This is a genomic window from Nostocoides sp., from assembly GCF_035343835.1.
Classification (GTDB): Bacteria; Actinomycetota; Actinomycetes; order Actinomycetales; family Dermatophilaceae; genus Nostocoides_A; species Nostocoides_A vanveenii.
In genome coordinates this window covers 1-9,376 of sequence record NZ_DAOQZV010000121.1, presented here as the reverse complement: position 1 = coordinate 9,376, position 9,376 = coordinate 1, and the positions used below count along the sequence as shown (strand labels likewise).

Below are 9,376 nucleotides of genomic sequence, written 5' to 3'. Positions count from 1 at the left end.
GGCGGCGCCGGCGTGCGACGGCACGGCGAGGCCGACCGACCCGTTGCCGCAGGCAGTCAGAGGTGACGCCACGAAGGCGGCCGCCGCAGCGGCCGCCCAGGGTCGGCCCGTCAGACGTGGACGACGGTGCAGGTCAGCGTCCGGGTGATGCCGGGGACTTCCTGGATGCGCGCAATGACGAGCTTGCCGAGGTCGTCCACCGAGGGGGCCTCGACGCGGGCGATGCAGTCGTAGGGGCCGGTGACGTCCTCGGCGAGAGTTACCCCGCTGATCTTGGCAACTGCCTCCGTCACGCTCGCCGACTTGCCGACCTCGGTCTGGATGAGGATGTAGGCCTGGACCATGGGGCTCCCCTTCGTTGGGCTGGTTCGAGGCGCAACCGCGACTCTTGTGGCACTGGTCGTCCGGAAGGGACGTCGTGTCAGACGCTACCGTGCCGGGCATGGCGACGTCTCCCCAGGGTGTTGGTGGCTACACCGAGGATCAGCTGCTCGAGCGGATCTTGCCGCTGATGGCGGGCGGTCGTGACGACGTCCTCGGGCCGGGCGACGATGCCGCGGTGCTGCGGCTGGACGGCCCCCCGGTGGTGACCACGGATGCGCTGGTCCTCGGACGCGACTGGCGAGACGACTGGTCGACGCCGGCGCAGGTCGCCGCCAAGGCGGTCACCCAGAACCTGGCCGATATCGCGGCGATGGGCGCCGTGCCGACGTCGCTGCTATGCACGCTGCTGCTCGATCCCGAGACGCCGGTGGAGTGGGTCGAACGGTTCGCCGCCGCGTTGGGCGTGCAAAGCCGGCGGTATGCCGTGTCCGTCGCGGGCGGTGACCTCTCGTCCGCACCGGCGGGCCTGCGGGCGGTCGCGATCACCGCCTTCGGCGAACTCGAGGGGCGCGATCCGGTGACCCGTGCCGGGGCGCGACCGGGCGACAGGATCGCGGTGACCGGGTCGCTGGGCCGCTCCGCGGTGGGACTGGCCTTGCTGCTCGCGGCGTCGTCAAGCGGGCAGGGCGTCGACGATCTCCCGGTCGAGGCGCTGGCGCACCACCTGACGCCCACGGCTCCGCTGAGTCAAGGCCCGGTTGCTGCTCTGGCCGGGGCCGGGGCCATGATCGACCTCTCCGACGGCCTCTCGCGCGATGCCGACCGGGTCGCACGGGCCAGCGGGGTGCGGCTGGTCCTGGAGGCGGATGCGCTGGCGGCGGACCTGAACTGGGCGGAGAACTTTATCGCACGGGGTGTTGCGCGTCAGTGCGTGCTGGGCGGCGGGGAGGAGCACAGCCTGCTCGCCTGTTTCCCCGGCGAGGTGCCGCCGTTCTGGCGAGTGTTGGGGCGGGTGGAGCAGGCCGGTACCGGTGAGCCGGGTGTCTGGTTGGACGGGCGCCCGCTGCCCGTCACCGGATGGGACCACTTCGCCCGCCCTCCCGCCCCCTGAGGTTGGCACTCGACGGGGTTGAGGTGTGTACTCCACGGGGTTGGAGTGTGCATTCGACGGGGGGAACGACGAGAGCGGCCGGACCCGAAGGGGTTCGGCCGCTCTCGAGAGTGCGTCAGGATGACGTCAGCGGTTGACCTTGCCGGCCTTGAGGCAGGAGGTGCAGACGTTCAGGCGCTTCGGGGTCTTGCCGGCGTCGCCGACCATCGCGCGCACCCGCTGAATGTTGGGGTTCCAGCGACGCTTGGTGCGACGGTGGGAGTGCGAGATGGAGTGACCGAAGCCAGGGCCCTTGCCGCAGACATCGCAGGTGGCAGCCATGGTGGTGCTCCTTCAAGAGGGGATCGAAAGGTTCGTCGGGCGCCCATGGCCGGTGAACGGCATACGGGCAACCGGACAAGATTATCCGACCGGCCGCCGATCGGGCAAAACGCGCGGTGTCACCGGGGGTGACTACCCTTCGGCAGGTGGCCACGCTCGACTCGACGCTGGCGCCCCTGATCGGGCGGACTGCGCACACCCTGCGCGATGAGCGGGCGTTGATCACGGTGCGTGACCTGCTCGGCTTCTTTCCCACCCGCTACTTGGCGTATGACAGCGACCTCAGCGAGCTGCGCGAGGGCGAGTTCGTCGTCGTGATCGGCGAGGTGTTGTCCGCCAAGACGCGCGAGATGACGACCCGGCGCGGGTCGATGTTCAACGCCACCTTGACCGACGGGCGGCACGAGATCGACATGACCTTCTTCACCGCGCGCGGCCATCAAGACAAATTGCGGCCGGGTGTGCGGGTGATTGCGGGCGGACAGGTGGGAGTTTTCAACCGGCGCTGGCAGCTGGCGCACCCGGGCTATACGGTGCTCGATCGCAGCGGCGACAGCGACCTACCGGGGCTCTTCCCGGTCTATCCGGCGGTCCCGAAGCTGCACAATTGGAACCTTGTGCGTGCCGTGCGGCTGGTCCTCGACGCGCTCGATCCGCTGCCCGATCCGGTCCCCGCCGAGATCCGCGCCAAGCACGACCTGCCGAGTTTGGACCGGGCGACGCGCTTGCTGCATCGACCGAACAGCCGCGCCGAACTCGCGCGGGCCCGCGACCGGATGCGGTATGGCGAGGCGTTCGTCCTCCAAACCGTGCTGGCCCAGCGACGGCTGGCTCGCGCTCGCGAGCAGATGGCGGTGCCCATCAGCGGCGGCGGCCCCCTGCTGCAGGCGTTCGACGCGCGGCTGCCCTTCACGCTGACGGCCGGCCAGCAACGCGTGAGCGCCGAGATCGCCGCGGACCTCGGGCAGTCGGTGCCGATGAGCCGGCTGCTGCAGGGCGAGGTCGGGTCAGGCAAGACGGTCGTCGCCCTGCGGGCGATGCTCAGCGCGGTCGATGCTGGAGGTCAGGCCGCCCTGCTCGCGCCGACCGAGGTGCTGGCGGCGCAGCATCAGCGCTCGATCACGGCGATGCTTGGGGATCTGGCCGAGGGTGGCCTGCTGGGGGGCAGCGAGATCGGGACCCGGGTGGCTCTGTTGACCGGTTCGCAGTCCACCGCCGCACGGCGGCAGGCCCTGCTGGACGTCGTCAGCGGCACGGCCGGGATCGTGGTCGGCACGCACGCGCTGCTGCAGGAGAAGGTCGACTTCGCCGGCCTGACCCTGGTCGTCGTCGACGAGCAACACCGCTTCGGGGTCGAGCAGCGTGACAACCTGCGCGGTAAGGCCGAGCGCCCCCCGCATGTGCTGGTGATGACGGCAACTCCGATCCCCCGGACCATCGCGATGACGGTCTTCGGCGATATGGAGACCTCGGTGCTCGACGAACTCCCCGCCGGGCGCTCGCCGATCACCACGCATGTGGTCGACGAATACCGCCCCGGGTGGCTCGAACGCACCTGGGCGCGGGTGGCTGAGGAATGTGCGGCGGGGCGGCAGGCTTACGTCGTCTGTCCGCGGATCGGCCCCGACCAGGCGAGCGAGGAGGCCGCCGAGTTGCCTCCTGCGGAGGAAGACGAGCCCCCGAAGCTGGACATGATCGGCGTGCTCGAGACGTATGACGTGTTGTGCGCCGAGCCGGCGCTGACAGGTCTGCGGGTCGGACTGTTGCACGGGCGGCTCCCGTCGGAGGAGAAGGACCAGGTCATGCGTGCCTTCGCCGCCGGCGAGATCGACGTCCTCGTCGCCACCACCGTGATCGAGGTCGGGGTCGATGTCCCGAACGCGACGATGATGGTGGTCCGCGACGCCGACCGCTTCGGGGTCTCGCAGTTGCATCAATTGCGCGGCCGGATCGGGCGCGGCGCCTACCCGGGTCTGTGCCTGTTCACGACGCGAGCCGGCGACGGGCCGGCGGCCGAGCGGTTGGCCGCGGTGGCGGCGACGACGGACGGCTTCGAGCTGGCCCAGCTGGACCTGAAGCAGCGGCGCGAGGGCGATATCCTCGGGGCCCGGCAAAGCGGAAGCCGGGGCGGCCTGCGCTTCTTGTCGCTGCTGGCGCACGAGGAGATCATCGCCGCGGCTCGGGTCGACGCGGCCGCGGTGGTCGCGGACGATCCGGAACTCACCGAGCATCTGGTGCTCGCCGACCGGGTTGCGCGCGAGCTGGCGCCGGAACAGGCCGACTTCCTGGAGAAGGCCTGATGACGCGGATCATCGGCGGACGCGCGGGTGGGCGTGCGCTCGTCACCCCGCGGGGCAGCGCAACGCGGCCGACCTCGGACCGGGTCCGTGAGGCGCTCTTCTCCATCCTGGTTGCGCGGGATCTGATCGCCGGTGCGCGCGTGCTCGATCTGTATGCCGGCTCGGGTGCCCTCGGGCTGGAGGCCGCCAGCCGGGGCGCGGCCACCGTCACCTTGGTCGAGGAGCACCGGGCCACGGCTCGGTTGATCGCCTCGAACGCCACGGCGCTTGGCCTGCGCGCCGACGTCGTGACGGCGACGGTACGCGGTTTTGCCGGGCGGGCTGGCATACGGGCGGCGTTCGCGGGGGCGGGCCGGGGCGCGGTTGGGGACGCGCGCGCGGAAGCGGTTCTCGGCGGCGAGGTGGGGGGAACGGCATACGACCTGGTGTTTGCGGATCCGCCCTACCCGCTCGCCGAGGCGGACCTAGCGGGGGATCTCGCGGCGCTCGTCAAGAGCGGGGTGTTCGCGCCGGGGGCGACGCTGGTGCTCGAACGCTCGACCCGGTCGCCGGAACCGGCCTGGCCGGCGGGACTGAGCGGCACCGGTGACCGTCGCTATGGCGAGACGAGGCTGTGGTTCGCGGTGGCCGATGATCCGCCGCTCGCTGATCCGCAAGCCGTGGAGTTGCTAGGTTCGGACGCGTCCAACCGCACCGAGCCCGAGGTGGAGCCATGACCCGACGCGTCGTCTGCCCGGGCTCCTTCGACCCGGTCACGGTCGGGCACCTCGATATCATCCGGCGAGCCGCCGCCCTCTTCGACGAGGTCGTCGTCGCGATCCTGCACAACCCGTCGAAGTCCGGGACGTTCACGATCGAGCAGCGCATCGATTTCATCGAGGGCGCGAGCGCGGATCTGGCGAATGTGCGCGTCGCGGCGTTCGGAGGGCAGTTGATCGTTGACGTCTGCCGCAAACTCGAGGCGACGGCGATCCTCAAGGGTCTGCGCAGCGAGAGCGACTACGCCTATGAGGTGCCGATGGCGCTGATGAACCGGCAGCTGAGCGGCATCGAGACCCTGTTCATCCAAGGGGACGCGGCGAGCGGCCATATCTCGTCATCGCTGGTCAAGGAGATCAGCGGGCTCGGCGGTGAGATCAGCGGCATGGTTCCCGATCCGGTGCGCGATGCGCTCTATGCGCGACGGGCCGGCGCCTGACGCTCCGCGATTTGGGTGGGTGCGCGCCGGGCGGTAGGCTTGACCTTCGGCCTGCCCGCGCATCCCTTGGGGCGGCCCTTTCCGATTGCCAGTCTGCGTGGAGCCATGAACCGTCTCGACCCCCGCTCGCCCATGGTGTTCAGCACCCTGGAGTTGGGTCGGCGACCCGGGACGATGCAGGAGCTGACGCGGCGGATCGAGGCGCCCGAGGCCATCGGGACCGACGTGATCGCCGTGCCGGCCGGGTCTCCGCTCGAGGTCGGCCTCCGTTTGGAGTCCGTCCTCGAAGGCGTGCTGGCGACCGGTGAGGTTCGTGCCACGGCCACCGGATCGTGCGTTCGCTGCCTGGAACCGGTCACCGCCTCGGTGACCGCACCTTTCCAGGAGCTCTTCGTTCATCCCGAGCGTGTCGCCCACCATCGCAAGACGGGGGCGGTCGATGAGCAGACCGAAGAGTATGAAGTTCAGGGCGACCACATCGACCTCGAGCCCGTGCTCGTGGATGCGGTCGTGCTCGCACTGCCCTTCCAGCCCGTATGCCGGCCGGACTGTCCCGGGTTGTGTTCCGAATGCGGAGCGCGCCTCGCGGACGACCCCGGTCATCACCATGAACTGCTCGACCCGCGCTGGTCGCAGCTGACGGCTCTGTCCTCGTCGGTCGACGCGGACCACACCCAAGAGAAGAGGAACTGACGTGGCTGTCCCGAAGCGGAAGACGTCCCGCTCCAACACCCGCTCGCGCCGCGCCAACTGGAAGGCCGCGCCGATCACCTTGACCACCTGCCCGCAGTGCAAGTCGCCGAGCGTCCCGCACGTCGCCTGCCCGTCCTGCGGCACCTACAACGGCCGCCACTACGGCGTCGCCGAGCGCACCGAGCACCAGGCCTGAGCCGACGCGCGACATGCAGCGGCCCATCGACGAGCTTCGCACCGCCCTTGTGGAGGGCTGCGGCGTGGCTGTCGAGGGGTCGCTGCTGGCGTTGGCGCTGACCCACCGGTCCTACGCCTACGAAAACGGGGCGTTGCCCCACAACGAGCGGCTGGAGTTCCTCGGGGACTCCGTGCTCGGGATCGTCGTGACGGACTACCTCTACCGGGCCTATCCCGCTGAGTCCGAGGGGCACCTGGCCAAGTTGCGCGCCGCCGTCGTCAACATGCGTGCCTTGGCCGACGTCGGACGGACCGTCGCCCTCGGTGACTATCTGCTGCTCGGCCGCGGTGAAGAGAGCACGGGCGGACGCGACAAGGCCTCGATCCTGGCCGATGCCACCGAGGCCGTCATCGGCGCGGTCTTCCTGACCGGCGGGCTACCGGCAGCGACGGACTTCGTCCACTATCTGCTCGACCCGGTGCTCGCGGCCTCGGCGCGGCTCGGTGCCGGGTTGGACTGGAAGACCTCCCTCCAAGAAGCCAGCGTCTCTCGCGACCTCGGGCCGGTCGAATACCGGATCGCCGAGGCCGGGCCCGAGCACGAGAAGGTCTTCACGGCGAGCGCGGTCGTGGGCGGGGTGATCCGCGGCACCGGCGAAGGCCGGACCAAGAAGGACGCCGAGCAACGGGCCGCCGAGCAGGCCTGGCACGACATCACCGCCTCGGCGCTGGCGCCGCCCGAGTGCTGAATACGTCATGCCCGAACTCCCCGAGGTCGAGGTCGTTCGCCGCGGCGTCGCCGCGCACGTCCTCGGCCGGGAAATCGCCGCCACCACCACGTTTGGCGCGCGCGTGCTTCGCCGTCATGCGCCCGGACCGGCGGATTTCGCCGACCGGCTGACCGGCCGGGTCATCACCGAGGCGCGCCGGCGCGGGAAGTATCTCTGGCTGGTCGTCGGCGACGATGCCCTGGTGGTGCACTTGGGGATGAGCGGGCAGTTGTTGTTGGCCGTGCCGGGGGCGCCGGATCCGAAGCACTTGCACGCGCGCTTCACCTTCGCGCCGGATCCCGCCCGGGAGCCGGTGGAGCTGCATTTCGTGGACCAGCGGACGTTTGGCGGCCTCGCGCTTGTCGAACGGGATGCGGCCGGGATTCCGCTGCCCGTGGCGCATATCGCGCGGGATCCTTTCGACCCGGAGTTCGACCCGCTCGCGGTGGCCCGGCGGATCGTGGGCCGGGCGTCGGGGATCAAGCGGCAATTGCTGGACCAGACGATCGTCTCGGGGATCGGCAATATCTATGCCGACGAGGCGCTCTGGCGGGCGCGGATTCACGGCGAGCGACCGGGGGAGCGGCTGACCAAGCCCGCCGTCGTGCGGTTGCTCGATCACGCCCGTACGGTGATGACCGACGCCCTCGGCGAGGGCGGGACCAGCTTCGACAGCCTGTATGTCAACGTCAACGGTGAGTCGGGCTACTTCTCCCGGTCGCTGCAGGCATACGGCCGGGAAGGGCAGCCGTGCCGTCGCTGCGGGACGCCGATCCGGCGCGAGCACTTCATGAACCGCTCGTCCTACTCCTGCCCCCACTGCCAGAAGCGGCCCCAGACAACGAGGTAGCCAGTTATTCGTCCAAGGCCTCCTCCGTGAGCATGGCTCGCATCTGAGGGGGTGGTCGAAGGGGTTGATCAAGGTCAAGTCGCTCACCTGGTCGAAATCCTTGACAAGACCCTGAGGCATCCGTCTCAATCGGCAGTGCCTCAAGGCTCGTTGACGGGGTCAAGGGTGCGATAGCCCAGCGCGGTTGCGGCGGCGATCATGCCCGCGTCATGGCGACGATGGTCGCCTCGAGCCCGGAGACGATCGCCGAGCCCACATGGATCGCGTCCAGGGTCTTGACCTGCGGCTCGATCGCCTCGGATGCGGCCAGCACGCCCTCGGTCACTGGCACCAGGGCCAGAACGTCGAGGATCTCGTCACGCCGGATCACCGGCAGGCCCTCGCGGGGAAGGACCGGGTCAACTCGGTGCGCAGGATCCTGGACGTCACCGTAACAAAATGTCTACAAATATCTCCCGGTTGGAACCGCACCTCCGACGTCGTGTTCACTCGACGGGGCTGGGTTGCCCTCTCGACGGAGTCAGGGGATGGGGAGCTTCTTGAGCTTGACGACCTTGCCCGTATGCCGTTCGGACAAGTCCGCGAAGGCCTGCCGGATCGTGGCGGCATAGACGTGTTGTCCGGTCATGCTCGGGTGGATGCCGTCGGGCTGAAGGGCGCCTGTGGCGCGCGCGAGCGCGCCATTCCAGTCGGCGACGATGACATTCGCATAGTCGCCGGCCACCCGCGCGAGCGTGGCGTTGTCGCGGGCGGTGCGCGCCATGTTCAGGTGGATATTGACCAGGACAACCATGCGCTTGGGCCCCAGCCGGTCCAGGATCGCGCGCAGGTCCGTCTCCTCGACACCGGCGTTGGTGCCGAAGGAGAGGATCACCCCGCGCCGGATGTCATGCCCGGAGGCCATGATCGCCGCTAGGCCAGCCGACCATCGACGGTTGGACTTCGCGTCGATCCGGATCCCGGGGAAGTAGTAGCGCAGCGCCGGAACGCTGCCGACCATCATCGAGTCGCCATAGGCGTCGATCTGGGAGCCCTTGGGCATCGTGAAACCGGCGTCCAGCACGATCCTGGGGCTCGCCGCCATTGAGGGGGTCCGCGTGGCCGCCTTCTCCTGGGCCTCGATGAGCCTTTGCGTCGAGGTCTGCGCCGGTGCCGTCGCCACGATCCCCAGGGTGGCGAGCACGGCGGCAGCGGCCGCTGCGGCCACCCCCCGCTGCACGGATGTGCCGCGCCCGATCGTGACGGTGCCGAGCCGCGACCAGGCGCCACGCCAGCCGAGTCGGCGGATGGGCGACTCCACGAAGCGGTAGGACAGATCGCCCAGCGCCAGCGTCACCACGACGCACCAGGCGCGCGACCACAGGAAGCCCGGGGCCCCAGGCACACTCGGATTGTCCGCGTTGACGATCAGGATGACCGGCCAGTGCCACAAGTAGATGCCATAGGAGCGCTCGCCCACCCAGCGCATGGCCGGCAGGTCGAGGGCCTGGCTGAACCGGCCGCCGCTCACCGCGCTGGCGACCAGCACGACGGTGGCGAGCGTGGCCAGGGCCAGGCCGCCGCGGAAGGTGAACGAGCGGCTCTCGTCGAGCCACCACATCAGCCCCGCGAGCACGGCGCCCGCGGCGAGCG

General features: G+C 69.9%; 12 protein-coding genes. 8 read left to right on the top strand and 4 right to left on the bottom strand.

Translation table 11 applies throughout. The features are described 5' to 3' along the window. Window positions 1-110: 110 nt before the first annotated feature. Entirely contained in the window at window positions 111-344 is a 234-nt protein-coding gene (locus PKH97_RS09890; protein WP_324387242.1) for an Lrp/AsnC ligand binding domain-containing protein, read from the bottom strand. Window positions 345-442: 98 nt separating this feature from the next. On the opposite strand from PKH97_RS09890, the gene thiL reads away from it, so the two are divergent. Further along, complete coding sequence (gene thiL, locus PKH97_RS09885; RefSeq protein ID WP_324387241.1) at window positions 443-1,435, top strand: thiamine-phosphate kinase; 993 nt, start codon at window positions 443-445, stop codon at window positions 1,433-1,435. A gap of 126 nt (window positions 1,436-1,561) precedes the next feature. Here the strand turns inward: thiL and rpmB are convergent, their stop codons facing one another. Next, the gene (gene rpmB / locus PKH97_RS09880) at window positions 1,562-1,756 is read right to left on the bottom strand and encodes a 50S ribosomal protein L28 (RefSeq protein ID WP_324387240.1); all 195 of its coding nucleotides are present in this window, start codon (window positions 1,754-1,756) and stop codon (window positions 1,562-1,564) included. 146 nt (window positions 1,757-1,902) lie between these two features. Here rpmB and PKH97_RS09875 point away from each other — a divergent pair, with 146 nt between their 5' ends. From PKH97_RS09875 to mutM, 7 genes are all read left to right on the top strand, one after another. Beyond that, window positions 1,903-4,056, top strand: coding sequence for an ATP-dependent DNA helicase RecG (locus PKH97_RS09875; protein ID WP_324387239.1), 2,154 nt, complete (start codon window positions 1,903-1,905; stop codon window positions 4,054-4,056). After that, a complete protein-coding gene (locus PKH97_RS09870; protein WP_324387238.1) occupies window positions 4,056-4,772 on the top strand; it encodes an RsmD family RNA methyltransferase in 717 nt (238 codons plus the stop codon). Before PKH97_RS09875 ends, PKH97_RS09870 begins: the two co-directional genes overlap by 1 nt. Continuing rightward, the gene (coaD, locus tag PKH97_RS09865) at window positions 4,769-5,254 is read left to right on the top strand and encodes a pantetheine-phosphate adenylyltransferase (RefSeq protein WP_324387237.1); all 486 of its coding nucleotides are present in this window, start codon (window positions 4,769-4,771) and stop codon (window positions 5,252-5,254) included. Before PKH97_RS09870 ends, coaD begins: the two co-directional genes overlap by 4 nt. A gap of 105 nt (window positions 5,255-5,359) precedes the next feature. Further along, entirely contained in the window at window positions 5,360-5,947 is a 588-nt protein-coding gene (locus PKH97_RS09860; RefSeq protein ID WP_324387236.1) for a DUF177 domain-containing protein, read from the top strand. A 1-nt stretch (window position 5,948) separates the two neighbouring features. Beyond that, a complete protein-coding gene (rpmF, locus tag PKH97_RS09855) occupies window positions 5,949-6,143 on the top strand; it encodes a 50S ribosomal protein L32 (RefSeq protein WP_324387235.1) in 195 nt (64 codons plus the stop codon). Between the two features lie 13 nt (window positions 6,144-6,156). Further along, a complete protein-coding gene (gene rnc, locus PKH97_RS09850) occupies window positions 6,157-6,873 on the top strand; it encodes a ribonuclease III (RefSeq protein ID WP_324387234.1) in 717 nt (238 codons plus the stop codon). A gap of 7 nt (window positions 6,874-6,880) precedes the next feature. Next, window positions 6,881-7,744 carry a bifunctional DNA-formamidopyrimidine glycosylase/DNA-(apurinic or apyrimidinic site) lyase gene (gene mutM, locus PKH97_RS09845; RefSeq protein WP_324387233.1) on the top strand — a complete coding sequence of 288 codons (864 nt, stop codon included), beginning with the start codon at window positions 6,881-6,883 and terminating at the stop codon, window positions 7,742-7,744. Between the two features lie 196 nt (window positions 7,745-7,940). Here mutM and PKH97_RS09840 read toward each other — a convergent pair whose 3' ends face one another. After that, window positions 7,941-8,114, bottom strand: a complete 174-nt coding sequence (locus PKH97_RS09840) for a hypothetical protein (protein WP_324387232.1) — start codon at window positions 8,112-8,114, stop codon at window positions 7,941-7,943. A 150-nt stretch (window positions 8,115-8,264) separates the two neighbouring features. After that, window positions 8,265-9,376 (bottom strand): acyltransferase family protein (locus tag PKH97_RS09835; protein WP_324387231.1); only part of this gene is annotated, 1,112 nt, incomplete at its 5' end.

Excerpts from the sequence above, each read along its gene's own strand:
- coaD (WP_324387237.1), top strand. The coding sequence starts at position 4,769 with ATGACCCGACGCGTCGTCTGCCCGGGCTCCTTCGACCCGGTCACGGTC.
- PKH97_RS09860 (WP_324387236.1), top strand. The coding sequence starts at position 5,360 with ATGAACCGTCTCGACCCCCGCTCGCCCATGGTGTTCAGCACCCTGGAG.
- PKH97_RS09870 (WP_324387238.1), top strand. The coding sequence starts at position 4,056 with ATGACGCGGATCATCGGCGGACGCGCGGGTGGGCGTGCGCTCGTCACC.
- rnc (WP_324387234.1), top strand. The coding sequence starts at position 6,157 with ATGCAGCGGCCCATCGACGAGCTTCGCACCGCCCTTGTGGAGGGCTGC.
- rpmB (WP_324387240.1), bottom strand. The coding sequence starts at position 1,756 with ATGGCTGCCACCTGCGATGTCTGCGGCAAGGGCCCTGGCTTCGGTCAC.
- thiL (WP_324387241.1), top strand. The coding sequence starts at position 443 with ATGGCGACGTCTCCCCAGGGTGTTGGTGGCTACACCGAGGATCAGCTG.
- mutM (WP_324387233.1), top strand. The coding sequence starts at position 6,881 with ATGCCCGAACTCCCCGAGGTCGAGGTCGTTCGCCGCGGCGTCGCCGCG.
- PKH97_RS09890 (WP_324387242.1), bottom strand. The coding sequence starts at position 344 with ATGGTCCAGGCCTACATCCTCATCCAGACCGAGGTCGGCAAGTCGGCG.